Genomic DNA, 25389 nt, shown 5'->3' with positions numbered 1-25389 from the left:
CCGAGCAACCCTGCCTATACTGGGCCAAGACAGAGTAAACAACTGTGCGCTGAACGCGACAGTTCCAGTTCAATAAGGCTACCTCTCATGGAACGAACGGTGGAAACGTCCAGCCCGATGGCGCTCGAAGTGCCGCTGATCTCGGCACGCTACGCCCGACAGTTTATTCGGTTTATGGAGCGCAAGGGCGTTCGGCGCCACGCCATCCTTGGAGATACCGACATTTCCAGCGACATGCTGGACGATCCCGATGCGAGTCTTTCCATGGGGCAGGTCCGGCAACTGCTGGGCAAGGCGGAGTGGCTGATGGGCGACGAGAGGGCGGCCTTCCAGTTCGGCCAGCAACTGGACCTCCCGGCCCACGGATTACTTGGCTTCGCCGTGCTCGGCCAGGAAAACCCCCGGCGACTGATCAGCATGATTGTACAGTACTTGCGCGTGGGCCTGCCGCTGATGGACATGGACCTCAGTTCAACCGGATCCACTTTCAGGATACAACTGATCGACAATTGGGGCCTTGGCGACTTACGCCCCTGCCTCACCAAAATCTATATGGGCAGCATCCATCGAATTTCATCCCAGGTGTGCAATCACTTCTGTTTTGAGTTCGATTTCGACTCGTCCCTGGAACCCGAGCAGTGGCGCAGCATTGCTGCCGACTGCGAATTTCGCTTCAACGCTCCGGCGAGCCAGGTCACCATGCCTTTGTCCGGCCGACCTGTTCGCAACGACGATACCGGCCTGGAATTCATCTTGGCCAACGCCCGCTCACGAGAGCGGGAACCATCAGAACAGGCCGATGAAACCGTCATGCAGGTGCGGGAGATGATCATGAGCCAACCGGGCCGCCCCTGCACCATGGACAATCTTGCACGTCGGCTCGACATGAGTCCCCGCACCCTGCGACAGCACCTGTCGACCGCAGGCACCTCATTCAGAGTGCTCAGAAACGAGATACGTCAGAACTTTGCCACTCTGTACCTCACCGATACAGTCATCCCACTCGATTCCATTGCTGAGAAGCTGGGGTTCAGCGACCAGGCCGGTTTTACCAAAGCCTACCGCTCCTGGACGGGCCAGACGCCCGGTGATGTCCGCCGGCAGGCCCGCGACCGTAGATAGCTCTCATCCTCAAAGTGCTCTCGCTCCTGATAGCCCGCACTGAATGATTTTCGGGATTTGAAGGGCGTCACGAAATTGGAATTTCCCCGGCTCTCTCTCCGCTTTGAACAAAAACCTTGCCGGCCTTAGCAATGACCCGAACCGCTCGGCGACGGCCTAATGGCACTGCGTGGAGATAGTAACCTCCGCGCAGTCATAAAGGGACACATTGCAAGACCGATACAGCAGTCCTCATCGGTGATTTCTGCATACCCACACAACAAAGATTGAAACCCTAGAGGACGAACTCATGAAACTCAGGAATCCCAACAAAAGCGTCCGCACGCTCGGTACTGCGATAGCAGCCGCGGCGCTTATGACCGGTGGTGGCAATGCCTTTGCCGAACCGGTGTCACTGGAACTGGAATTCACCTGCCCGTTCCCGTTGATTGGCGAACAGCCCATTCGAGCGCAAATCAGTGCCGATGTACCCACCCAGGCAACCGTGGGGCAACCCACACCAGAGTTCACGGTGGATGCCCTGACAACGGTGAATGAAGATTCCAGGCTGGGCCTCAAGCTGGTGGGTTCCGCCACCATTGAAGGCACCGCCACCAATGAAACCATTGTTGTCACGCCGAGCCGTGAGATTGACCTGACGGTACCGCTGACCATTCCCCAGTCGCCCATTCCCGATGAAACCGGCGAATTTACCGTTCCGGCTCAGGGCACTTCCCCGGCCATCACCTTCACCGAGGATGATGTTGGCGAGGCGGTCATTAGCATCGGTGGCCTTACACTCGACATGATCGCCCGTGTTGAGAACGGCGATATTGCGCCTGCGCCCATCGGCGAATTTACCTCCGAGTGTGTTCAGAACGCCGGCCAGGACAACATTCTGCAGACCGTGCAGGTGGTTCCCGACGAGCAGTTTGAACCCCGTATCGCGGTCAGCCCGGAAAACATCGACTTCGGCAACGTGCAGGCCGGCACCACCGCGGAAGAGGTGGTTACCATTTCCAACACCGGCCAGGCAGAACTTGGCATTAACAACATCAGCCTTGGTGGTGCGGACGCAGCAGCGTTCACCCAGACCAACAGCTGTACCACTGTTGCTGCCGGCGAAAGCTGCGACGTCAACGTCACCTATATCCCCGATGGCGAAGGTGACCAGAGCGCTACTCTGAGCATTGAATCCGGCGACGCCGAGAACCCTGTGGTGGACGTACCGCTGACAGGTACCAGCGTGCTCGCGCCCGTTCCGGAAATCAGCGCTACGCCTGCTGACGTCAGCTTTGGCTCGGTGATGCTCGGTGAAACTGCCACCGCACAGGTCACCATTGCCAACGAAGGCAACGCATCGCTGATGATCAACGCCATTGAGATCGCCGGTACCAACAGCAGCGATTTCACCCAAACCAACGACTGCACAACCGTGGCACAGGATGGAAGCTGTACCGTTGAAATCAGCTTCATGCCGTCTGCCGCCGGTGGACGCAGTGCGACGCTCAACATTGCCTCTGACGACCCTGAAACCCCGGACGTCTCCGTGGCCCTGAGTGGTCAGGGTAACGATGGCAGCGACGACGTGCTCGAGGTGCTTCTGGATCTGGAAGGACAGACCGACATCAACGCTTCCGGAAGCTCTCTGCCTCTCTCAGGCAGCATTGCAACGCAACTGGAGCTGGCAACCGGTATGTTCGAAGCAGATCTTGCGCTTGAACCCACCCAAGGACAATTCAAGATCCCGCTGCTGTTCAAGAGCTTGACGGCCAACGCGAAAGTGACGTTCGAACAGGCTGACATGACAACGGGCACGCTGATAGACGGCAACCTGACGGCCAACTCCTCGCTGTATGTGGAAGTACCGAAGGTAACCGTACGCCTGTTCGGCCTGAAAATTCCGGTAGGTGGTGGCAAGGATTGCCGCACGGCGGATCCGGTCAACATCGAGCTGGCTTCGGTAGAAGGCACCAACTTCTCGCTGTCCGAGGGCGGCGATGTGACTGGCAACTACACACTGCCTCCCCTGCAGAACTGCGGTCCGCTGACCGACGTTCTCAACCAGTTCCTCGCCGGTCCGGACAATGGCATTGATCTGACATTGACCCCGAACCTCTGAGGGAAGTAAGGGAGGCCCCCAGAGGCCTCCCGGTTTGCCGGTAGCCGCACTTTCGGGTGCCGGCAAACCACCATAACAACACCAGGAAGGATGATAACAATGAAAAGCCTGAAGCAATCAGCGTTAGTGTTAGCCATCGCGGGCCTACCCCTGAGCGGGTATGCCGAACTCAAACCACTGCACGACGCCGACATGGGCCAGATTACCGGCCAGGCCGGCGTTACCATTGAACTCGAAACCCAGGTCACCATGGACGAGTTCACCTACACCGATGAAGGCACGCTGGGCATCAGCGACATCTTCATTGGCGGTGCGGATCGCATCGACATGTTCGAGGAATTCACCTCCGGGCGCGATGCCATTTTCGGCACCAGCAGTACGGATCTGATCGACAACATCAAGATTGAACTGGATGTCGCCGACGATGGCGATGCCATTATCAACGTATTCCCCATCACCGCACGGCCCGTGGACTTCGCCGTACGTACCGGCGCCTGGGAACTGCGGGGCAACGGCGGCGAGAGCACGTTGTTGGCGGACAACTTCTCTGCGGAGGGTCTTATACTCCAGGCCCAGGCAACCGTGGATACCGACACGGACACCCTCAACCTGACCACCCGGTTCGCCATCGATGAGCTGGAACTGGATGTGCCCTTCATGGCAGTGGGGATTCGTGACATGCGGATTACCGGCGCTGGTTACGATCCGGACAACCCTTCACTTCTGCCACTGTTCACACTGGTGGACATGGACATCTACAAGGATGCAAATGCGGCGGGTACCGACAGCCTGGCTATCGACATCAACACCTTTGAAGCCGATATGTCCATCGGCCAGGTGCTGGTGGGAGGCACCTCCATTGGTTCGGTGGGATTGGATGATCTTGCTATCCGCAACACCTCCATGCGGGTGTACGGGCACTGACACCCGGCATCGCTCTCCGGGCGCAAGCCCGGGGAGCCCCCAATCTCCGACCGGTCGCTACAACGCGCCAAAGAGCACCACCATCACGACCGCCAGGAACAGCAGAAACCAGGTGGCGTAACGGTTGGCCCGATCCTCTCCATGGGCAGACGCACTCTCCGGGGCATTTGCCGATTCGTATTCAGCGACCAGGGTACGAGCCAGGACGTAATCTTCATCCTCGACATGAACATTGGTAAATCCCGCGGCACCTATCTCGCCCATGGCCCCTTGCAGGTAATGACCGCCAACATGACACTCGATGCCTCTGGACTGCAGGAGGCCGGCGACGATATGGGCTTCGGCCAGATCTCGGGCGCGATACGCTATTTGCATTGGCAGGCTCCGGTCACTTCCAAGAATGTCTTAATTGAACCCTAGCCTGCTTCACGACATTCGTCGATTCTCGCGGGTTATTTTGGCAGTCGACCGGTCCTCTCCAGCCGTTCACCCACCCAGCGGTGATAAAGCTTTGCGAATGCCGGGCGAATCACCGGTAAGCCAATCAGCCAAGCCAGTGGCTTCAGCAACCACACCCGCGACATCAGCAAAATGTAGGCATCCAGTTCCCGATGAATGTTGCCCCGGCCATCTTCAACATGCAGTTCCTGAAGTGCTGCAACCGGGTCAATACCCAGCTGTTTCAACTCTTCGTCACGACCGGTGATATCAACCCACTCGACAGCGTCACCGGTTCGGCCCGCCAGCCGTTCATAAAATTTGCGATCCCTCACACAGCTTGGACAGGCGCCATCATAAAATACCCGAAGCCGATCTTCTGATGCGGTCATAGCCCTCTCCATTTGTTGCATCGCATTCACTTGATTACACGATAAAACAATGATTACTGTTATCAAAACAATCAGAAAATCGCCGCAAGGGACCAGGTGTAGCGACTATGACCATAGCCAGCCGTATCAACGCGCTTTACCAAACCGAGTCACGCCGGGTGCAGGCCACGCTCATTCGCCTGCTTGGCGACTTTGACCTGGCCGAGGAGTCCATGCAGGAGGCCTTCGCCGCTGCGGTGAAACAGTGGCCTGAACAGGGCATTCCTGACAACCCTGCGGCCTGGCTGATCAAAACCGGCCATCGACGCGGCATTGACCACATTCGCCGGCGACAGACCGCCCGGGATAACCTTTCCCGCGTCGCCGAGGACGAGCCCTACACCCCAGAGCCGGACACCGACCACATTGACGACGACCTGCTGCGGCTGATTTTCACCTGTTGCCACCCGAGCCTTGCCATCGAGGCCCAACTGGCACTGACGTTGCGCGAGATATGCAGCCTTACCACCGAACAGGTCGCCAGCGCCTTGCTGCAGAAACCCACCACCACAGCGCAACGAATTGTCCGCGCCAAGCGCAAGATACGTGAAGCGAACATTCCCTACGAAGTTCCAGAACGAAAGGAGCTCCCTCAGCGCCTGCAGAGCGTCCTGAAGGTCGTCTACCTGATCTTCAACGAGGGTTATTCCTCCAGCGAAGGCAACACCATTGTAAACATCAGCCTCGCCGGCGAGGCCATCCGCCTGGCCACACTACTGGCCGAATTGCTGCCGGATGGGGAAGTCTTCGGCCTGCTGGCGCTGATGCTCCTGCACGATTCACGACGGCATGCTCGCCAGGATGCGAATGGCGAACTGATAACCCTGGAGGACCAGAACCGTGCTCTCTGGGACCAGGAGCAGATTCGCTCCGGACTGGCCTGGCTGGCCCGAGCCCTGGAACTGACACCAGCGGCACCCTATACCCTTCAGGCTTCCATCGCCGCCGCCCACGCCAAGGCCGCCACCGCTTCGGATACCGACTGGGCCCGTATCGCCAGGCTATATCAGGCTCTCTATCAACGTCAGCCATCCCCGGTCATTGCCCTGAACCACGCCGTGGCGGTGGCCATGCGAGACACACCGGAGGAAGGCCTGAAGCTGCTCGACCAGTTGGCCGGCCACAAAGCCATCCAGAGTTACTACCTCTATCACGCCGCACGCGCCGATCTCTTTCGCCGTTCGGGCGATCTCGCAGGCGCCCGCACTGCTTATCAGAGAGCATTGACCCTCACGCAACAGGGGCCGGAACAACGCTACCTGAGCCGACGGCTGACGGCTCTCGACAGCGCGTGATAAAAAATTTTCCCGGGCTGTCGATTCAGCCACCTTCCGTACGACATACAGATAACCACACGCAAAAAGGGAGATTCACATGAAGTACGTGGCTCTGGTGTACTACCAGGAAAGCATCATCAACAACATGACGGAACAGGAGTGGCACGACCTCAACCAGGAGTGTATTGCCGGCGTGGAGAAGCTCACCAGTCAGGGCAAGTTTGTAACCGGCCAACCTCTGCAGCCCATCGACACGGCTACAACGGTGAGAGTCAGGGACGACGAGGTGCTGATCTCAGACGGCCCGTTTGCCGAAACCAAGGAACAACTGGCGGGTTTCTACCTGCTGGATGCCAACGACCTGAACGAGGCTCTGCAACTCGCGAGCCGTATCCCCCCTGCGCGCTTTGGCAGCATTGAAGTCAGGCCCGCGCGCGAACTTCCTCCCAAGGACTGATACCAGGAGATTCAACATGACGTATGTCGACGGATTTGTAGCGGCGGTCCCTACCGCCAACAAAGAGCAATACATCAAACACGCCAGCGATGCGGCCGTGGTGTTCAAGGATCACGGCGCCCTCAAACTGGTGGAGTGCTGGGGTGACGATGTGCCCGACGGCGAGGTCACATCGTTCCCCATGGCGGTGAAGTGCAAGCCCGATGAGACGGTGGTGTTTTCCTGGATACTCTGGCCCTCACGCGAGGCCCGGAACAGGGGCATGCCAAAAGTGATGGAAGACCCCCGTATCCAGGCGGATGTAAATCCCATGCCCTTCGATGGGAAACGCCTCATTTATGGCGGATTTGAAACGGTTGTGGACGAGTAGTCTACCCCAGCCGTTTCAACGCGTTCTCGATGGCCCCCGCCCAGCCATCCGGAGTCTCTTCCCTGAACCCGGACGTGCCAGTATATGCACTGGAGATAACCACGTCCGGTGTCAGGGTACCCAGCAACCTCACGCTGCGAGCCAGCTCTTCCCTGTCGCTGACACCCTTGATGTAACCCGCCTGCCACTCACCGGACTCCGACAGGAACAGGGTATCGCCGGTGAAGAGATAACGTTTCCCACTCGGAGACAACACCTGAAAACAGGTGCTTCCGGGTGTGTGCCCTGGCGTCGGGATCACCTCAATGTTGTTCAGTATGGTTTCACGATGATCAAACAGAACGTCGGGATCGCGAATCTTGGCGAACACCTCCCGCTCTCGGACATGACCGCCAAGAGTGGCACCAAAGCGTTGATGGATCGTCACCAGCGTCTCCCCCAATTCGTCCTGATGACTAAGGAGTTGATGGGCGACACCACCAAGCTCTGCCATTCTATCAATCTCGTGATGATGGCCTGTGTTGTAGAACAATACGTTGCCGTCGTCCCGGGTCAGTAGATAGGCGTGGGTTGTCAGCCCCGGAAACGGACTTTCAACATCCGTTTCCCACAAATCAGTCTGGATCTGTCTCATCGCTTCCTCCTGTTGTTGTGTCAGGTTCGACAGCAGCTTAAAACCTGAAGTAAGCTTGAGGTCAACAAATCCAGCGATTGGAGTTGGCTATGGTGAGCATAGAAAACGGAGAAATTAAAACAGCCCTGAGCGTTGGCGAGGTTGCTGAGCGCAGTGGAGTCGCAGTCTCAGCCATACACTTCTATGAGAAGAAAGGACTGATCGACAGCTGGCGCAATGCCGGAAACCAGCGACGCTTCCATCGGGGCGTGTTGCGTCGGATCGCCGTTATCAAAGTAGCGCAACGGCTTGGCATTCCGTTGTCGGAGATCGGCGAAACCCTGGCAACCCTGCCGACCGACCGCACCGTGACATCCCACGACTGGCAGCGGCTCTCCGAGCAATGGAAGTCCGATCTGAATCACCGCATAGAGTTACTGGTCGGACTTCGGGATCAACTCACAAGCTGCATCGGCTGCGGCTGCCTGTCCATTGACGCCTGCCGGCTACGCAATCCCTGGGACGAGCTTGGCGATGAAGGCCCTGGCGCGAGATTGCTGGATAAAAACGAGTAGCCGATGGGCAGGGCTAGAGAGAAACCTTACCCCGCAGTGCCTTGGTTTTACCTTTCCGGGTCTTTTTGTCCACGCGCCGACGCTGTGATCCCTTGGTGGGGCGCGTGGGTCGGCGAGCTTTCTGCTGCTTTACCGCGTCCTGAATCAAGGCTTTCAGGCGTTCAAGGGCGTCTTCCTTGTTCAGCTCCAGGGTGCGAAATTTCTGCGCCTTGATGACAATCACACCTTCCTTGCTAATGCGCTGATCGGACAGTCGCATCAACCGCTCTTTATAGAACGGTGGCAAACTGGAGTTGAGGACGTCGAAGCGCAGGTGAACGGCGGAGGCTACCTTGTTGACGTTTTGGCCACCGGCGCCCTGGGCCCGGATCTGGGTAAGCTCGATCTCCCAGTCCCCCAGTTCCACCGCATTGGAAATTTTCAGCATGACAGGCCCGTTTTCTCGATAGATTCACGCAGGCTGGCATCCAGCTCATCAACGTCCAGGCTTTGCTCGCTAATGACTTCGAGACGGGACAGTTCTCGTGGTTCGCACTCAGATACCGACAGCGCGCCGTCCGCCATATTGATCGTCCGCCAGCCATCACTGGTTTGAGCCACAGCCTTGAACCGGACAAAACGGCTATCGAGCGATAATGCCAGCAGAGCGGTTTCTGAAAAGACCGTGTCTGGATGGACACGCCAGCCCACGCTGAAATGCCCCTGCCCACGGTTGCTGACCCGCTGCCACGGTTCGTCCTGGATATCGGGAACCGGCGAGGCTTCCGAAGAGGCATGGTGATGATGCGCGTGGGGCGTACTGACCTCGGAGAGCGCGGTCTCCCCGTCGAGCCAGACGGATTCCAACCGGCCTTGCCGGGTGTGGAAAACAGCCGTCTTTTCCGGCTGCAGCTCGGCCACCCAATGATCAAACCGGTCAACCTGCTCCGGTGTGCAAAGGTCGGTTTTATTGGCGATCACAATATCAGCTGCCGCAACCTGATCCTGAAACTGTACGTTTTCCAGAACCTTTTGCTCCTCAAGCCTTCTCGGGTCGACCAGGCAAAGCACGGGGCCCAGTTGAAGCACATCCTGATAATGCTCTCCCGTCAGGGTTTCAATAATCTGGGAGGGATGCCCAAGGCCCGTGGGTTCAATCAGCAACCGGTCTGGGCGGGCTTTATGAATCAACTGGTTGAGTCCGATTTGCATCGGTAACCCGGCCACGCAACACATGCAGCCTCCTGGCACTTCCCGCACGAAAGCACCTTCGGTTTCCAGCAAGGCGCCATCAATGCCCACTTCGCCAAACTCATTCACCAGAACCGCCCACACCTCCCCTTCCGGCTTTTTTTTCAGCAGGTCCAGTATGGCGGTGGTCTTTCCCACGCCCAGAAAGCCGAGCACCAGATTGGTGGGTATTGGTGAAGTCATAGATCGCCCGTGTCGTTCATTGAAAAGGTCGGCAGAACATAGTGTTATAACATAACACTGTAGTATTCCCCTAATACCCGCTGCGATTCGCCCGCTGATACTGTATTCAGGCTACCACCAACAAGCACAAGGAGACGGGTATGAACGGTAAAAAAATACTGATGATCACAGGTGATTTCACCGAGGACTACGAAACCATGGTGCCCTTTCAGGCACTTCAGGCCGTTGGCCACACGGTGCATGCGGTCTGCCCTGACAAAAAGTCAGGAGACACCGTGGCCACGGCCATCCACGACTTCGAAGGCGACCAGACCTACACCGAAAAGCCGGGCCATCGTTTCGCCCTGAACGCCGATTTCGCCGGACTCAACCCCGCGGATTATGACGCGCTTGTCGTACCCGGTGGTCGCGCCCCGGAATACCTACGCCTGAACGACGACGTCAAGAAACTGGTCCGCCACTTCTTTGAAACCGAAAAACCGGTGGCGGCCATTTGTCACGGCGCACAACTGCTGGCCGCGGCCGGTGTGCTCGAAGGCCGCGAATGCTCTGCCTACCCGGCGTGCCAACCGGAAGTGGAGCTGGCGGGAGGCCGCTTCGCCGCCATCGACGTTGACGCCGCGGTCACCGATGGTAATCTGGTGACAGCACCGGCATGGCCAGCGCATCCGCAGTGGCTGGCACAGTTTTTCAAACTGCTGGACAAGTGACGGAAACGGGGCTGCCAATGCAGCCCCGGATTCACGAGGACCACACCATGTGTAAACTCTTCGTCCACGCGGATTCCGAACTCTGGATCAGCCGCACCCATTCCCTGCGCATCGACGGCATGGTCACCAGTATTCGCATGGAGAACGCGTTCTGGAACGCACTCACAGAAATCGCGGCCCGGGACGGCATGAACCTGCCCCAGATGATCACCAGGCTTTATCACGAATCCATCGATGCCGGGCATGACCTGGGCAACTTCACCTCCTTTTTGCGGGTCTGTGCCATGCGATACGTCGCCCTGCAACTCAGCGGCGATATTCCCCGCGACACCCAGATACCCATCGCCTCCCTGGATGCCGACAAGATCCTCGCCAGGAACATGGACCAGAAGCCTCCCAGCGAAGCCACGCACTAAATCCGCGAATATGAGGGGTCTTTTACCAATTTCAGGTAAGATGCCCCCATACACGCCGGTCGACATCCGATGACCCGCCAGGCCCAACCAGCCGACCGAAAGGATCTATGAAGATACCCAAACGATTGCAGCCCCTTGTCGATGACGGCATGGTGGACGAAGTGCTCTACCAGTTGATGAGCGGCAAGGAGGCCCAGGTGTTCGTAGTGCGCTGCGGTGACAGTGTTCGCTGCGCCAAGGTGTACAAGGAGGCTCAGAAACGTAGCTTCAAACAGGCCGTTCAATACCAGGAAGGCCGTAAGGTTCGTAACAGCCGTCGCGCCCGCGCCATGGGCAAGAAAACCCGCTACGGGCAAAAGGAACAGGAAGACGCCTGGCTGAACGCCGAGGTGGACGCCCTTTATCGTTTGGCAGGCGCGGGCGTGCGAGTACCAGAACCGTTTGGGTTCGTGGATGGCGTGCTGCTGATGGAGATGATTGCCGACGAAGACGGCAAAGCAGCGCCACGGCTGGACGATGTCACACTCACGCCGGAGCAGGCCCGGGATTTTCACAGCAAAGTCATTGCTGACGTGGTGCGCATGCTCAGCGCCGGCCTGATCCATGGCGACCTGTCAGAGTTCAATGTACTGGTCGATGCCACTGGCCCGGTCATCATCGACCTGCCGCAGGCGGTTAATGCTTCTGGCAACAACAGCGCGGAAAGAATGCTGGAACGGGACGTGGACAACATGCGCCGTTATTTTGGCCGCTTCGCCCCTGAACTGTTGAACACGGATTATGGCAAGGAAATCTGGGCGCTCTATGAGTCCGGCGACCTGCACCCCGACAGCCGGCTGACCGGGTGTTTCGAGCACGACACGGAAAGCGCGGATGTGGACGAGCTGATGGCGGTTATTGATGCCGCGAAAGAGGAAGAGCGCGAACGTCTGGAACGCCTGAGGGATGCCGAGGCCGGCGACGACTAACCGGCCTTCCCCACGAACCGGGCTGCCATACGGTCTGACAACATCAGGTGGGCCAGCGCCGGGTACGGCAGGTAATGACTAAGCAGGAACAGTACTCCCGAGGAATCCAGCCCGGCAGACAGGCCCACATAGGCACCCCAGGCCACGAACAGTGCGCCGAGAAAGCCGCCATAGGCCCACAGCACGCGCCCGCGCTCTTCACTGGTCGGCACCCGTTTCAATACCCGGGCCACCGACCAGCCGATGTAGGCCGCAATCAATGCTGCGATCACCACGGAAACCACCACCCCTGTCAGCCCGAACAGGAAGCGCGCCAGATAGTTGGTGAGAAAAAACAGAACAACGGCGCTGACGGCGACAATAGTTACCCGCGAACGCTTCAGATCTTCCATACACAGAATCCCGGTCGGTTACATCACAAGGTCTGCACTGTTTTAACATTCCGGGCGCGCAGAAGCGACTTTGCTTCCTGAATCTGTTGTGTGCTTTCTGCATGAATGGCCAATACGTAATGGCCCTTGCGCAATGCTGACTGTGCCTTCATCAGATAGGGTGTATGGTCCGGGCGGATTGTTATGCCCCCTGCGAGCAATAGCCCGAGCATCAAACCAAGCGCGGTGAGCGCAGACGCTGAAACCACCGTATTCTGCGAAATAAAGCCAATGCCAAGGGCATTCAGTATCACATAGACGACAAAACCCGACACGGCACCGCCGACACTCAGACCCACATGGGAACGCACAAGCGTCTGCCAGATACCCTGGTCTTCAGGTTCAAGTTCTTTTCCCTGGCGCCGGTCCGCGGGGCTCAGCACGGATACCTGATCATTGGTCAGGCTGGTCTCGTTGCACAATGCTTTTGCCGTTCCATTGGCATCTGACTCTGTCTCGAAAACGGCAGCCACTTTGTGGCTTTCGTGCTCACCGGTCAAACTCATTGAGGGTTTCATGACAATACCTCCTGAGTCTTTCAGCGAATGGATGGGGCTTTTGCTGTGGAGCATCGCCCCTCTATCCACAAACATACAACACACATACCTGTATTTCGAATGACCATCCAGCAATAAGGCCCTCGGAGGGCCCGCTCTACCAGGCCAGCCAGATCACGTGGCGTGCGCCCTTGCCCGGTCGCAAAGCCCTGACCGTAACCGGCTCTACGGAGAAGCCCGCGCGGCGCAGCCTTTCGGTGAATGCATGCTCCGGGCCGGCGGACCAATAGGCCAGTACGCCGTCGGGGCTAAGAGACTTCTGGGCAGCTGCAATACCGTCCGGGGAGTAAATCCAGTTATTCTCCTTGCGGGTGAGCCCTTCCGGGCCGTTGTCCACATCCAGCAGGATGGCATCCCAGTTGCCATCGCCTTCTCTCAGCAACTCCGCCACATCGCCCACATGAACACTGGCACGAGCATCGTTCAGTGGATACCCGGCGGCAGCGCCCAGCGGCCCCCGGTTCCAGTCCTCGACCTCGGGTACGAGCTCCGCCACGGTTACCCTGGCATCCTCTGCCAGAGCCGACAACGCCGCAGCCAACGTGAACCCCATGCCCAGCCCACCAATCAATACCCGGGGCCCAGCCACGCCGCCGATACGCTCGCAGGCGAGCGTGGCCAGCGCGTCCTCCGAGCCATGCAGGCGGCTGTTCATCAGCTCACCGGTGGTACCGGCAATCTTGATAGAGAACTCATCATTGCGTTGCAGCAGTCGCAACCGGGTCCCGTTACCGGGAATCGTCGCTGTACCGATTTCCTGGAAGCGGCCCATCTATTTTTTAACCCACTGGCCATCCTTCAGGATGTACTGCCCGGATGGTGTTCTTTCCAGTGCTTTCTGGCCGGCCACCGTTTCCACCTGGGTGACAGGAATATCGTGTTTCTCCGCAATGCGGGCGTATTCATCCCGACGTGCCTGGTTGATGGCGTCGACAATTCCCTGGGCGTTTCCGCTTGCCTTGACCACATCCAGATAACCCGTTGGGGTTTCCCCTACCAGCCCTTGCTGTTTGGCGGTATCCAGCTGGTTTTTGGCCTCTTGCAGCCCCATGGCCGCGGCCGGTAGTGCCAGGCAAAGCACGAGGAAAAACGCACCGAGTTTGGAAAACCGTTTCATGAGTGACTCCCTGGATTCAGAATTGACCATCAGAACAACCCCTTCTCGCCGAAGAGTTCATCCACCTCTTCATCCACCTTCACGTAGATTTCATGCTGGATCTTGACGTTCAGGTTCACGGTGATGGGCTCCTTGGGCGCCTCCATTCTGACCGTAGGCGTGCAGGCTGCCATACCCAGGGCCAGTGCCAGCAGCACCAGCGTGTAACCACCTTTTCCGGACAAACCGCCCGGCCCAAATGCGACCATATTCCTTACTCCTGATTGTTTCCCGCCCCGGTGGATTGACGTTGCGCGTCCCGCTCCCGTATCAGGTTGCGCACTTTTTCTGTCACGGCTTCATTGACCCGGCCACTCAGTTGCAGGCTGGTCAGCAACGCTGGAATGTCCTCTTCCAGATTGATATTCAGGACAATGGGATGACCATCTCGTACTTCAGGGCTGCTACCTTCCAACCGCAATCCCAGCATAAGGGTACCATCCTGAGCGTAGTCTATCGTGCTGTTGAGAACCGAGTAGTGAAAGTTTTCCATGGCCTGGACCACCAGTGCCATCGCCTGGTTACCCTGGGCCATCCCCTTCAATCGATCGGCTGGCAGTTTCAGCGTGCCGCCAGGGGCCACCGCCTGGACCTGCCCGGCATCAATGCTCACACCCTCCGGACCAACCCGGACCGGAATGGCGCCCTGAAGCAAACCACTGCCCGCCAACCCCTCGGCGGGGTATACCTGCATCAGTTTCGCCAGCTCAATGCCGCTGAGTTCAAGGGAAATCCGCAGCGGCATGTCAGCGAGTTGCCATTCTCCGGGTGTGACCCGAACCTCACCACCCAGAAGTTCGGAAGAGGCCTGGTCCAGAACGAGGGTACCGTTGGCGATCTGATCCCGGGGTGAGCGATAGAGGCCGGCGACCCGCACATCGCGCAAGGCGATGCCAGGATTGAGGGCATCCAATACCAGGTCGGAGGTCCGAACATTTACGTGGTCATTGTCCAGGTTCAGATTCACCCTGCCGTCGAGACCGGTCCAGGCCGTCCGGTCGTACAATCCATCAAGATTATCGAAAACAAGATCTCCCTGAACGCGGAAGCCCTGAGATGGGAAGCGCGCACTCAGGGCCGCCTCGACGCGGCCGTCACTCACCTCGAGCGCCGCTGGCCACGCGGTGAACGTATCCGCCAGCGCGCGACCGCCACTTGCTCCGGCAGCGTTCATGCTCACCTCAAGCGCCGGTATCCCTTCGAACGGATAGTTCATGTCCATGTCAGCATCGACGCCGGCGTCCGACGAAAGCCTGCCGTCGATCTTCAATTCGCTGAGGGTGCCGTCCAGCTGCCCATCGAATCGCCAGGGCTGGGGAAGCAACTGGGGGTGGTGAATGGTGGCGACGGTCGCCTCAAACGGCCCCTCGACCGCAAGACGCTCCAATGCCATGGGGGCAAGCTGATACTCCCCGACCAGAGTCACACCGGCCAGGTTGACCCACAGGCCATCCAACCGGGAATCCTTACCGGGCGCGGCAATGTCGTCGAACTCGACGCGGCTTTGTTCACCGAGGGTTAGTGTTGCAGACCGCTCGCTGGCTGTACCGCTGACCGTCAGGTTTATCCGGCCATCACCTATGGTCCAGCCAGCGAGGGCCCGTTCAGCCAAGCGACCTTCGATCTTCATGGCGCTGGTGGTGAGTTGCCGTTCACCGGGTTCCAGGGGCTTTGATATTGTCAGATCGCCTTCCGCATGGACACCTTGCGGCAGAGTCAGTGCCAGTTGTTCGATCACAATGGCCTCGGGCATGGGACCATACCAGTGCCAGCTCCAGGCCAGCGACAGTTGCTTCCCCACCATGTGATAGCGCTGCCCTTCCCGGCTCTGGGTCGCAGACAAACGGTCCAGTCGCAGGCCCGCCAGCGAGACGTCACCCCATCGCCATTCAAGGTTGCTGATGCCGTTGGCCTTCCGCCAGGTCTCCCACGCCACAAGGGCGTGCAGGCCTCCCGCCATCGACAACATGACAATCAGGCTCAGAAGCAGTAGCAGGCATCGGCGTAATGTCATGAAAGCAGCCATCAATGGGTCAGTGTCCGCGCCAGTTCACCGTGTACAGGTCGTGGCGGCGATCCTTGAGGTTCTTCACGGTACCGCTGTTGCGGGCGGTAAGCAGTGTTTCCGGCCGTAGATCGGCAAAGGCGACGGTCTCCACATTCGGCGTGGTATCCGCGGCGATGCCATCACGGGCAAAGGGAAAATCACAGGGTGTCAGGATGCAACTCTGGCCGTACTGCAACTCCATGTTGGGCACTTTGGGCAGGTTGCCGACATTGCCGGACATGACCACGAACAGCTGGTTCTCCACCGCACGGGCCTGACAACAGTACCGTACCCTCAGATAACTCTGGCGCTCATCGGTACAGAAAGGCACGAACAGGATCTGGATACCCTGGTCCACCAGATGACGCGTCAGCTCGGGAAACTCCGCATCGTAGCAAACCAGGACCCCAATGGGGCCGCAATCGGTTTCAATGGCAGTGACACGGCTGCCACCGGTGATATTCCACCAATAGGCTTCGTTCGGCGTGGGGTGAATCTTGGGCTGCGAGAACACCTGTCCGTCTCTCAGGAAGACATAGGCAACATTGCGAACCCGGCCGTCCTCTTCCTTGACCGGCGTGGAGCCACCGATAATGTTGATGTTGTGCCTCAGGGCCAGATCGCGCATCAGGTTGCGGAAAGGTTCGGCATATTCCGTCACCGCTTCGATGGCTTCCGCCGGGGTCCCTTCACGGCTTTCAATGGACAGCAATTGCAGCGTGAACAACTCCGGGAACACTACGAAATCACCTTTGTAGGTGGACACCACATCCACAAAGTACCGGACGATGTCGCTGAATTCTTCAAACGATGCCACCCGGCGCTGCTGGTACTGGACCGTGCCGATCCGAACGGTGTCGGGCATTCGCCGGCCGTATCGCTTGCGCTTGCCGTTGTCGCCGTTGCGGGCCACCTTGGGATTCCGCCAGGTCAGGTGGATACCGTAACCCAGGGAAGCGTGGTCAGCATCCAGGTAGTGCGGAATAATGCCGTGGATTTCAAAACCGTTGTGTAATTGGAACGACAGTACCGGGTCCCGCTGCTTTTTCGATTTCACCGCCTCCACGTACTCTTCCACCGATTCAAACTTCTTCAGGCGTTTGGCCAGTGTCGGTAACCTGCCCGCGAACACAACGCCCTGCAATTCCAGCGCCTGGCAGAGCGTTTTACGTTCGTTGTACAGGCGCTCACCAATCCGGTAGCCACGGCAGTCGGGGTCTACACACACCTCCATGCCGTACAGCCACTCCCCTTCCGGGTCGTGGCGCGATGCATAACCATTACCGGTAATTTCTGTCCAGTCATGGGGCGCCAATGCAACGTCTTCACCAATACGAAACGTGGCGCAATACCCCACCACGCGGTCACCCAGCATGGCGACAAACTGGCCCTCAGGAAAGGTGTTGATCTGCCCTGTCAGGGGGCCAGCGGTGTAGCCATACATCCCTGTGCCCGCGTACACCCGGCGGCTCAGGGCGATGATTCCCGGTATATCGCCAAGGGTGGCGTTTCTTACGTACAGGCGCTGTGTCTTGTCTGAAAAGGGAGGACTCATGGAAACCTCGGAAGCTGGAAGCCTAAAGGCATAGTTCGCGAAATGTCCTCGAGCCGTCAAGTGGCCTCTGCAGAAAACAAATCGAAGCAAACTTTAACCTGACAAACCGGCGCCAGGCCTTTTAGAGTAGGCCCATGTAAAACGATTAGAGGCTTTCCCATGAATCGGCGCCCAGTGCTTCCGATGCTCGCAATCCTGATGGCCGTCGGCCTCGCAGGCTGCGCCAGTAACCAGAACCTGCCTCCAACGAATGGCACCACCTGGCAGCCCCCTCACAACGCCACACCCGAGGATGCGGCGACAGCAGATCGGTTATGGCAGGTATTCGAGCGTTACGAAGGCACGCCCTATCGCTACGGTGGCGCCTCAGCCAATGGCTTCGATTGCTCTGGCTTCATCGCCACTGCCTTCGATGAAGCCCTCGGCCGTCAGTTACCCCGTACAACCTCACAGATGCTGGCATCCGGTGACGTGGTCGGGCGTGACCAGCTGCGTGCTGGCGACCTGGTGTTTTTCCGTATCAAAGGCAAGGACCAGCATGCTGGCATCTACATGGGTGGTGACAGCTTCATTCATTCCTCGACCTCCATCGGCGTTACCCGCTCGTCCCTCAACGGATACTACTGGCGGGATCGTTTCAGCCAGGCAAGACGGTTTGACTAGCCCGCCAATAGCAACACCACGCCCAGCAGATAGAGAACCATGATAACCACGCTTTCTGTGCCGATCTGACCGATACCGTGGCGCTCACGGCGGATTAATCCCATCATCAGCACGCCGGACATCAATAGGGTGAGCGCCGCCCAGAATACCGAATCCTCCGGCATGGCATGGTAGATCGACCCGTCCCGGTAGGCGATATCGGAGGCTGCAGTAAACAGCGTGTCGAACGCGTTGCCGCCAATAATACCGCTTACGGCCAAGGTCAGAGCGCCTCGGCGAACTGCGGCTATGGACGTCACCAGCTCGGGAATTGACGTACTGATCGCCGTCAACATCACGCCAACAATGGTCTGGCTCAGGTTAGCCCTGTCTGCAATCACCGTTGCCGCCGGCTCCAGCATCCAGCCTGCAATTCCCAGCACCAGCATCAGCGCCAGGAACTCTATCCAAAGCCGCAGCAGCGGCGGCATGGCTGTTACGTCGTCAGGCTCGTCTTGCCGCGTGTCCCTGGTTATTGAAGGCCGCCACATGGGCGATTCCGATGCGTCCCGCACCAGGTATATTCCGTAGATGTAGGCGCCCAGAAGAACCGGCGTGACCGGATGAACACCGAAGAACGTCACGTCCGGCAGGTGGGGCGCGAACAGGATCAACGCCAGAAGGCAAATCAGCAAGCCGTTCTGCATCATGTTCGGCACAGACGCAGCCGCATGCTCAAGATTGGCGCGACGATAAACCATATCCGCCACCGCAAGGAAAAACGTCTGGACAGCAATGCCACCCAAAGCGTTGCTCACGGCCAGTTCCGCGTTGCCGTGCCACGCTGCAGTCACCGACAGCACCGACCCACCCAGGGATGTCGATGCCCCCAGAAGCACCGCGCCCGCAGCAGCCTCTCCTATTCCAGTGCGGTCAGCGAGTTGGTCCACAACCCGTGTGATACGCGTGCCGGCCAGCGCGATAATGGCGGCACACACGAAAAACACGAGACTACCCTGAAGAAGGGTCCAGCTTCCGGGAGACGATAGCTCCACGTTAAAAATCTCCTTGGAAAAGAGAGAATGGCACCTATCTGCGCGAGCGAGGCGGAAACCACCACCAGGTAGCGACGACCACAAGCCCAAATACCGTATAGGCGGCAATGAATACCCAGGCAGGCGCATCGTAATAGAGAATCTGCTGCAGCCAATGCTCGATAAAGCTGCCGGTGTAGCCATCAATACCGGCCTTTGACCGCAGCCATATTTCCAGTGTGGTCAACGGGCAGACAATGCCAAGCCAGGCCTCTGCAACCACGATGGCAATCGCACCCAGGTGAGCCAGCCGGAACCACAAGTTGTTCACCCAGCGCCAACCCAGGCCGTTGCCCGCCAGCACCAGAACCAACCCGAACAGAACGAAGGCCACCACCAGCAGATGAATGGTCAGGACGGTATCGGCGAGAATCTGATAAACGTTGCCCATGACGACTGTCTACTCTATCAAATTGCCAGGTCCCCATGATCCCGCCAGACAACATCGGTTGGCAAACGTGGACTCGCGCACGGAATGCACGATAATATCTGTAGCAAATATCTACAATCTTCTGTGGTTATGTCGGCGCCCCAAGCGCGCCCGCGATAAACGGAATTACAAACGCTATGGACCCAGCACCCGGAAATCATCTCCAAGCCGTCAAAATAGAACTTAACCGCCTTGAGACCTACCGGCGGCGCACCTATCTTGGCGTTCTGGCCCTGACCGTGGCTATCATGATGCTCAGTTGGGCCTTCCGGGAACAGGGCGACCCGTTCATTACCATCGCCTACCCTGTTTTTTCTGTCATTCTCACCATTCTTGGCTTCGCATTCTGGCGCCGATCCTTGCAGCTCAGAACCATGGAAATCACCCTCGTTGCCGTGGTCGGTACGATGATACTCAGCCGCCTCGCATGGCATTTTGCGGTTGGCGACCCGCTCGGCGAACACCTTCTTTTGCTCACGGGCGGGCACTACTGGGCAGTGGGTATCATGATCGTTGGCGGTTTTATTGCGCTTGGTTTTCGGGGCGGCATGGTGACAGGTGTCGCGACCTTGCTGTTTTCGGGCGCGCTGACCACTCAGGAAGTCTCTCAATGCTTCCTGGCAGCAGGCGATCACTGTCAAAACTGGGTATACCTGCTGCGCATCCATCTGTTCCTCACCGTTCTGTTGGTGCTTACCAGCGCCGGAACGCTGCTGCGTGAACGCTCCTGGAGTGCCTTTGCGCGAGCTGAAACCCTGCACCATTGGGCGAACACAGATCCGCTATGCGGCCTGGCAAACCGCCGGGGTGCTGACCGTTTCCTGTCTGCCGAAGCCGCCCAGGCAGACCGATACCAGCGCCCTCTGACCATCATTCTGATTGATATTGACGAATTCAAGAGCATCAACGATGACTACGGCCACGAAGTTGGTGATGCGGTGATTCGCGAATTTGCCGCTATCCTTTCCAAAACCGTTCGTGAAGTGGACCTCGCCGCTCGCTGGGGCGGAGACGAATTCCTCGTCGCCACACCGGGCGTGGACCTTCGCAGCGCCCGCCACGCCGCACAACGCTGCCGCCGCGCCATTGAAAGGGCACCCATCGCGGGTGTCTCCGTGACTGCCACCGTCGGTATTGCCGAGTACCTGCCTGGACAGGGCATCGAGGATGCCATCAGCCGGGCCGACGCCATGCTATACCGCGCCAAGGCCGCTGGCCGAAACCGGGTGATTACGGAGGCCTGCGAACTGGCCTGAACGCTACGCGAGCATCCCTGCCGTTTTTGGACGACTTGATGTCGTATTGGATTTACCACCCGTGACCGATCCGGGCCACATTGAATCAAGGCCGCGCACGCGGCTGCCATTGTGGGTAAAGGGGGATCGAGATGGCACAACTACCGAAACGTGCAAAAGTCGTCATCATTGGCCAGGGCGGTATCGTTGGCTCATCGGTCGCCCACCACCTGATCGAACAGGGCTGGGATGACATCGTCGGGCTGGAAAAATCCGCCATTCCCTCGGACATCGGCTCTACCTCCCATGCCTCGGACTTCTGCTTCACCACCTCCCACGACAAGCTGAATATCTACACCACCAAGTACAGCCAGGCGTTCTATGAAAAGCGCGGCAACTATGTGAAATGCGGCGGCATGGAAGTGGCTCGCGCTGATGACGACGAGCGCATGGACGAACTCCGCCGCAAGGTCGGTTCCGGCAAGGCGTTCGGCACCAACGTCAGTATGATTTCACCGAAACAGGCGAAAGAACTGTTTCCCCTGCTGAACGAAGACTGTATCCAGGGCGCCATGTGGGACCCGGACGCGGGGCTGGTGGTGCCCCGCTCCCAGAGCGTTGCAGGCGATCTGGTTGAAGAGGCGGTCGCTACCGGAAAATTGCAGGCCTTTGCCTACACACCGGCCATCCGCATCGACGTACAGGACGGCCAGGTACGGGGCGTTGAAACCCACAAGGGCTATATCGAAACCGAGTACGTGGTGCTGTCCATGGGCATCTGGGGGCCCCTGATGGCCAACACCGCCAACTCGCCCCTGCCGCTGATGCCACTGGAACACCCGCTGCTGTTCTTCGGCCCTTACGAGGAACTGGCCGGCACCGGTAAGCAGATTGTCTATCCCTTGTTCCGCGACCAGGGCAACTCCGCCTACGTGCGGGATACTGGCGACCCTACCACCACCGAGGGTGGCCGCATTGAGTGGGGCTATTACGAAGCGGAAGATCCCCGACTGGTCTACCCCGCGGCCATTTCCGAGCCCGGCGAGGCGCGGATGTCGCCATCCATGCGAGATCTGACGTTGGATCAGGTTATGGACGCCTACGAAAAAGCCATCGAAATGACGCCGATCCTTGGCGAACTGGGCTGGGAGGAAAAGCACTCCTTTAACGGCCTGCTGTCGGTCACACCCGACGGCGGATCACTGATGGGGGAATCCCCGGAAGTGCGCAACCTCTGGTTCTGTGAAGCGGTCTGGGTCAAGGATGGCCCCGGTGCAGGCAAAATCCTGGCGGACTGGATGACCCATGGCTCTCCGGAGATGGACCCCCACAGCATCGACATCGCCCGCCACTATCCGCTGCAGAAAACCCCGGACTACGTTTACAACCGATGCTACGAAACCGCCAAAAAAATCTACACCCCGGCGGTGCATCCCCGCGAGCCCTACATGACCGGTCGTAAGATGCGAACCAGCCCCTTCTATCTGCGGGAAGTCGAGCTGGGTGCCTACTTCATGGAAGCCGCCGGCTGGGAGCGGGCTCACGGCTACGCCGCGAACGAGTCCACTTTGCTGGCGAAATACCGCGACCGCATTCCGGTACGGGAACATGAATGGGACGCCCGGCATTTCTGGGAAGTGTCCAACGCCGAGCAACTGGAAATGAGCGAATCGGTGGGCATGATCAACCTGTCCCACTTCGCTATTTTCGACATCTCCGGAGACGACGCCGAAACTCTGCTGGAGTATCTGTCCGTCGCCAAGGTGGGCGGTACCATCCCTCATGGCAAGGGTGTTTATACTCACTTTCTGGATGCCCGTGGCGGCATCCGCTCAGACCTGACCATCATCCGGCGGGGCGACAACGATTATCGGGTGGTCTGCGGCGGCGACACTGGCCATCGGGACCATTGCTGGATCAAACGCATCGCACGGGAAAAAGGCCTGAACAATATCCGCCTGCAGGACCGCACCGATGAGCTGGCCACCCTGGGGCTTTGGGGGCCGAAGGCGCGGGAAACGCTGGCACAGTTCGTCACCAACCCTGACGAGCTGTCGGCAGAGAATTTCCCATTTGCCACCGCCCGGGAACTGAATGTCCAGGGCGTTCCGGTGTGGGCATTCCGGATATCCTATGTGGGCGAACAGGGCTGGGAGCTCTACTTCCCGTTCAGCTATGGCCTGCGAATCTGGGATCTGCTGTACGACGCTGGCGTTACGCCGGTTGGCATCGAAACCTACGCCAACACGCGCCGTCTGGAGAAGAGCCTGCGGCTGCAGAACGTAGACCTCGAAACGGAGTACAACCTTTACGAAGCCGGACTCCAGCGACCCAAGGTCAAGGAGGCAGACTTCCATGGCAAGGCCGCCTACCTGGAACAACGAAGCTGGTCACAGCAGGCCGCGTACCTGTGCACCATGACCATGACGGAACATCGGGATGCCAACGGGGTATTGCGCTACCCGGTTGGCCAGTGGCCGATCCTCGACCCGCAAACCGGAGAAGTGCTGGTGGACAGTCACGGCCGCCGCTCCTACAACACCAGCGTGGTGTGGGGGCCGTCAGTGGGCAAGATCATCCTGCTGGGGTACATTCCCGTGGAGTATGCTCAGGAGGGCCGGGAACTGACTCTGGAATACTTCCAGGAGCACTACCCCATCCGTATCGAAGCCGTCGGCTACCGGGCGCTGTTTGATCCGGACAACGAGCGGGTCAAGTCCTGAACGCTGTCGTTCAGCCAACACTGGCGGTCAGCACTCGATGATGTTGACCGCCAGCCCGCCTCTTGAAGTTTCCTTGTACTTGTCCAGCATATCGCGACCGGTTTCCCGCATGGTGTGCAGCACCTTGTCGAGGGACACAAAATGCTTGCCGTCTCCTCGCAAAGCCATAATGGCTGCGTCGATGGCTTTCACCGATGCCATGGCATTACGCTCGATACAGGGAATTTGCACCAACCCACCAATGGGGTCACAGGTCATCCCCAAATGGTGCTCCATACCAATCTCGGCCGCGTTCTCAACCTGTTCTGGTGAGCCGCCTGTCGCTGCAGCCAGGCCGGCAGCAGCCATCGCACAGGCCGATCCCACTTCGCCCTGACAACCCACTTCCGCCCCTGAAATGGACGCGTTTTCTTTGAACAGAACGCCAATTGCCGCCGCTGTCAGCATAAAGCGGACAACGCCGTCTTCATCCGCCTGGGGGCAGAACTCCCAGTAGTAGTGCAGCACCGCAGGAATAATGCCGGCGGCGCCGTTGGTCGGTGCAGTCACAATCCGACCGCCGGCCGCGTTCTCTTCATTGACGGCGAGGGCATAGAGATTCACCCAGTCGAGCGCGCTCAACGACGGCGATATCAGGTCCACTCGCGTTTTATCCATCAGCGAGCGATACAGCGACGCAGCCCTGCGCCGAACCTTGAGGCCTCCGGGCAACTCCCCTTCATGGCGGATACCGTTTTGCACACACTCACGCATCACCCGCCAGAGCTCGAGAATGCCCGTTCGAATGTCATCGGCCGTACGCCAGGCCTGCTCATTGGCCAACATTATGTCGGCGATGGTGAGCTCGTGTTCCTGGCAAAGGGCCAACAGGGTTTTCCCGCTGTTGAAGGGATAAGGCAAGGGCGTGTCGTCTGCGCGGATTTCCAGGCTGCCATCGGCGTTCGCCGCCACCACAAAACCACCGCCGACCGAGTAATAGGTATGCTCACACAGGCACTGCCCGTGCTCGTCAAATGCCTGACAGACCATGCCGTTGGGGTGTTCTGGCAGGGATTTCCGTCGGTAATACACGATATCGGTACTCTCGCGGAAACGAATCTGATGTTGACCAGCGAGGCTGAGTGTTCCTGTGCTTCGAATACGCTCAAGCCGCCCCGGCATTTGCTCCGGATCAATCCGGGCCGGTTGCTCGCCTTCCAGCCCCATCATCACAGCCGGTCCAGTACCATGCCCCTTGCCGGTAGCACCTAAAGAGCCATACAGGGATACCTTTAGTCGATGCACGGAAGCCAGCAGACATTCATCGTCCAGGCCACCTGCAAACCGGCGCGCGGCCTCCATGGGCCCGACGGTATGGGAACTGGACGGGCCAATGCCTGCCTTGAACAGCTCAAACAGACTGACAGCCACTTTTCAGCCTCCTACCTTGGGGTGTGCTTCAAGGATAGCGCCTTCAACGATCCGCCGCCTGCTTGCTGACGACATTCGAACGATGGTTTACGACAGCTCTGATCAACCAGAATAGTGGCATAAACGTCGCTTCTGGATCATTCCGCAAACTCCCGTGTCGGTTGTGGACCATTCGCTACCGGGCCGCCAGCATAGAATGAGATCACATTGGAACTGATCACTTATTGCACTATCAAAAGGCAACAACTAGTGTTCAGGTTGAGGTAATACAATTGGTGTGACAGCCAGACATTG

General features: G+C 58.5%; 28 protein-coding genes. 13 read left to right on the top strand and 15 right to left on the bottom strand.

Annotation, left to right across the window (positions count from 1 at the left end; genetic code table 11):
• Window positions 1–87: 87 nt before the first annotated feature.
• The 3 genes from AXW11_RS01075 to AXW11_RS01065 all read left to right on the top strand — a co-directional run bounded on the left by AXW11_RS01075 (window position 88) and on the right by AXW11_RS01065 (window position 4147).
• Window positions 88–1122, top strand: a complete 1035-nt coding sequence (locus tag AXW11_RS01075) for an AraC family transcriptional regulator (protein ID WP_177190599.1) — start codon at window positions 88–90, stop codon at window positions 1120–1122.
• 289 nt (window positions 1123–1411) lie between these two features.
• The gene (locus tag AXW11_RS01070; protein WP_091641667.1) at window positions 1412–3223 is read left to right on the top strand and encodes a choice-of-anchor D domain-containing protein; all 1812 of its coding nucleotides are present in this window, start codon (window positions 1412–1414) and stop codon (window positions 3221–3223) included.
• Between the two features lie 99 nt (window positions 3224–3322).
• Entirely contained in the window at window positions 3323–4147 is an 825-nt protein-coding gene (locus AXW11_RS01065; RefSeq protein ID WP_007151916.1) for a DUF6160 family protein, read from the top strand.
• 57 nt (window positions 4148–4204) lie between these two features.
• Here AXW11_RS01065 and AXW11_RS01060 read toward each other — a convergent pair whose 3' ends face one another.
• Complete coding sequence (locus tag AXW11_RS01060; protein WP_036204490.1) at window positions 4205–4522, bottom strand: putative signal transducing protein; 318 nt, start codon at window positions 4520–4522, stop codon at window positions 4205–4207.
• A gap of 77 nt (window positions 4523–4599) precedes the next feature.
• Window positions 4600–4977 carry a thiol-disulfide oxidoreductase DCC family protein gene (locus AXW11_RS01055; protein WP_091641670.1) on the bottom strand — a complete coding sequence of 126 codons (378 nt, stop codon included), beginning with the start codon at window positions 4975–4977 and terminating at the stop codon, window positions 4600–4602.
• 107 nt (window positions 4978–5084) lie between these two features.
• Here AXW11_RS01055 and AXW11_RS01050 point away from each other — a divergent pair, with 107 nt between their 5' ends.
• From AXW11_RS01050 to AXW11_RS01040, 3 genes are all read left to right on the top strand, one after another.
• Window positions 5085–6311 carry an RNA polymerase sigma factor gene (locus tag AXW11_RS01050; protein ID WP_091641672.1) on the top strand — a complete coding sequence of 409 codons (1227 nt, stop codon included), beginning with the start codon at window positions 5085–5087 and terminating at the stop codon, window positions 6309–6311.
• Window positions 6312–6390: 79 nt separating this feature from the next.
• A complete protein-coding gene (locus tag AXW11_RS01045) occupies window positions 6391–6750 on the top strand; it encodes a YciI family protein (protein ID WP_007151921.1) in 360 nt (119 codons plus the stop codon).
• A 16-nt stretch (window positions 6751–6766) separates the two neighbouring features.
• Complete coding sequence (locus AXW11_RS01040) at window positions 6767–7120, top strand: DUF1428 domain-containing protein (RefSeq protein WP_036204482.1); 354 nt, start codon at window positions 6767–6769, stop codon at window positions 7118–7120.
• Window position 7121: 1 nt separating this feature from the next.
• On the opposite strand, the gene AXW11_RS01035 is transcribed toward AXW11_RS01040, so the two are convergent.
• A complete protein-coding gene (locus AXW11_RS01035) occupies window positions 7122–7754 on the bottom strand; it encodes an MBL fold metallo-hydrolase (RefSeq protein ID WP_041335856.1) in 633 nt (210 codons plus the stop codon).
• Window positions 7755–7843: 89 nt separating this feature from the next.
• On the opposite strand from AXW11_RS01035, the gene soxR reads away from it, so the two are divergent.
• Window positions 7844–8308: a redox-sensitive transcriptional activator SoxR gene (gene soxR / locus AXW11_RS01030; RefSeq protein ID WP_091641675.1), complete on the top strand. Its 465-nt coding sequence runs from the start codon at window positions 7844–7846 to the stop codon at window positions 8306–8308.
• Window positions 8309–8321: 13 nt separating this feature from the next.
• Here soxR and arfB read toward each other — a convergent pair whose 3' ends face one another.
• Together arfB and AXW11_RS01020 are read right to left on the bottom strand one after the other, a co-directional pair.
• Window positions 8322–8735, bottom strand: a complete 414-nt coding sequence (gene arfB, locus AXW11_RS01025) for an alternative ribosome rescue aminoacyl-tRNA hydrolase ArfB (RefSeq protein WP_091641678.1) — start codon at window positions 8733–8735, stop codon at window positions 8322–8324.
• Window positions 8729–9721 carry a CobW family GTP-binding protein gene (locus AXW11_RS01020; RefSeq protein ID WP_091641680.1) on the bottom strand — a complete coding sequence of 331 codons (993 nt, stop codon included), beginning with the start codon at window positions 9719–9721 and terminating at the stop codon, window positions 8729–8731. The genes arfB and AXW11_RS01020 overlap by 7 nt, the downstream gene beginning before the upstream one ends.
• 140 nt (window positions 9722–9861) lie before the next feature.
• On the opposite strand from AXW11_RS01020, the gene AXW11_RS01015 reads away from it, so the two are divergent.
• From AXW11_RS01015 to AXW11_RS01005, 3 genes are all read left to right on the top strand, one after another.
• The gene (locus AXW11_RS01015; protein WP_041335849.1) at window positions 9862–10431 is read left to right on the top strand and encodes a DJ-1/PfpI family protein; all 570 of its coding nucleotides are present in this window, start codon (window positions 9862–9864) and stop codon (window positions 10429–10431) included.
• 47 nt (window positions 10432–10478) lie between these two features.
• The gene (locus AXW11_RS01010; RefSeq protein ID WP_036205757.1) at window positions 10479–10847 is read left to right on the top strand and encodes a ribbon-helix-helix domain-containing protein; all 369 of its coding nucleotides are present in this window, start codon (window positions 10479–10481) and stop codon (window positions 10845–10847) included.
• A gap of 107 nt (window positions 10848–10954) precedes the next feature.
• Window positions 10955–11815 (top strand): PA4780 family RIO1-like protein kinase, encoded by an 861-nt coding sequence (locus AXW11_RS01005; RefSeq protein WP_075195875.1) that lies wholly within the window; start codon window positions 10955–10957, stop codon window positions 11813–11815.
• Here the strand turns inward: AXW11_RS01005 and AXW11_RS01000 are convergent.
• The 7 genes from AXW11_RS01000 to AXW11_RS00970 all read right to left on the bottom strand — a co-directional run bounded on the left by AXW11_RS01000 (window position 11812) and on the right by AXW11_RS00970 (window position 17561).
• Window positions 11812–12207: a hypothetical protein gene (locus AXW11_RS01000; RefSeq protein WP_085681383.1), complete on the bottom strand. Its 396-nt coding sequence runs from the start codon at window positions 12205–12207 to the stop codon at window positions 11812–11814. The genes AXW11_RS01005 and AXW11_RS01000 overlap by 4 nt on opposite strands.
• A 23-nt stretch (window positions 12208–12230) precedes the next feature.
• A complete protein-coding gene (locus tag AXW11_RS00995; protein ID WP_041335843.1) occupies window positions 12231–12764 on the bottom strand; it encodes a hypothetical protein in 534 nt (177 codons plus the stop codon).
• A 136-nt stretch (window positions 12765–12900) separates the two neighbouring features.
• Entirely contained in the window at window positions 12901–13575 is a 675-nt protein-coding gene (locus tag AXW11_RS00990) for a polyamine aminopropyltransferase (RefSeq protein WP_075195877.1), read from the bottom strand.
• Window positions 13576–13920: a YdbL family probable chaperone protein gene (locus tag AXW11_RS00985; protein WP_091641902.1), complete on the bottom strand. Its 345-nt coding sequence runs from the start codon at window positions 13918–13920 to the stop codon at window positions 13576–13578.
• Window positions 13921–13949: 29 nt separating this feature from the next.
• Entirely contained in the window at window positions 13950–14168 is a 219-nt protein-coding gene (locus AXW11_RS00980; protein ID WP_051946621.1) for a YnbE family lipoprotein, read from the bottom strand.
• A gap of 5 nt (window positions 14169–14173) precedes the next feature.
• Window positions 14174–15973 carry an intermembrane phospholipid transport YdbH family protein gene (locus tag AXW11_RS00975; protein WP_177190600.1) on the bottom strand — a complete coding sequence of 600 codons (1800 nt, stop codon included), beginning with the start codon at window positions 15971–15973 and terminating at the stop codon, window positions 14174–14176.
• 19 nt (window positions 15974–15992) lie between these two features.
• Window positions 15993–17561 carry a bifunctional GNAT family N-acetyltransferase/carbon-nitrogen hydrolase family protein gene (locus tag AXW11_RS00970; RefSeq protein ID WP_036204463.1) on the bottom strand — a complete coding sequence of 523 codons (1569 nt, stop codon included), beginning with the start codon at window positions 17559–17561 and terminating at the stop codon, window positions 15993–15995.
• Window positions 17562–17720: 159 nt separating this feature from the next.
• Here AXW11_RS00970 and AXW11_RS00965 point away from each other — a divergent pair, with 159 nt between their 5' ends.
• A complete protein-coding gene (locus AXW11_RS00965) occupies window positions 17721–18224 on the top strand; it encodes a C40 family peptidase (RefSeq protein WP_091641685.1) in 504 nt (167 codons plus the stop codon).
• Here AXW11_RS00965 and AXW11_RS00960 read toward each other — a convergent pair.
• Both AXW11_RS00960 and AXW11_RS00955 read right to left on the bottom strand, forming a co-directional pair.
• Window positions 18221–19258 carry a sodium:calcium antiporter gene (locus AXW11_RS00960; RefSeq protein ID WP_036204460.1) on the bottom strand — a complete coding sequence of 346 codons (1038 nt, stop codon included), beginning with the start codon at window positions 19256–19258 and terminating at the stop codon, window positions 18221–18223. The genes AXW11_RS00965 and AXW11_RS00960 overlap by 4 nt on opposite strands.
• Before the next feature lie 34 nt (window positions 19259–19292).
• Window positions 19293–19688: a DUF2784 domain-containing protein gene (locus AXW11_RS00955; protein WP_036204458.1), complete on the bottom strand. Its 396-nt coding sequence runs from the start codon at window positions 19686–19688 to the stop codon at window positions 19293–19295.
• Between the two features lie 176 nt (window positions 19689–19864).
• Between AXW11_RS00955 and AXW11_RS00950 the strand changes: the two genes are divergently transcribed.
• Window positions 19865–20983: a GGDEF domain-containing protein gene (locus tag AXW11_RS00950; protein ID WP_051946617.1), complete on the top strand. Its 1119-nt coding sequence runs from the start codon at window positions 19865–19867 to the stop codon at window positions 20981–20983.
• 131 nt (window positions 20984–21114) lie between these two features.
• A complete protein-coding gene (locus tag AXW11_RS00945) occupies window positions 21115–23685 on the top strand; it encodes a GcvT family protein (RefSeq protein ID WP_085681388.1) in 2571 nt (856 codons plus the stop codon).
• 27 nt (window positions 23686–23712) lie between these two features.
• Here the strand turns inward: AXW11_RS00945 and AXW11_RS00940 are convergent, their stop codons facing one another.
• Entirely contained in the window at window positions 23713–25095 is a 1383-nt protein-coding gene (locus AXW11_RS00940; protein WP_036204454.1) for an L-serine ammonia-lyase, read from the bottom strand.
• Window positions 25096–25389 lie beyond the last annotated feature (294 nt).

Source organism: Marinobacter sp. Hex_13 (assembly GCF_001566815.1).
GTDB lineage: Bacteria > Pseudomonadota > Gammaproteobacteria > Pseudomonadales > Oleiphilaceae > Marinobacter > Marinobacter salarius.
The sequence above is the reverse complement of the archived record's forward strand: the minus strand, read 5'-3'. Positions and strand labels throughout refer to the sequence as shown.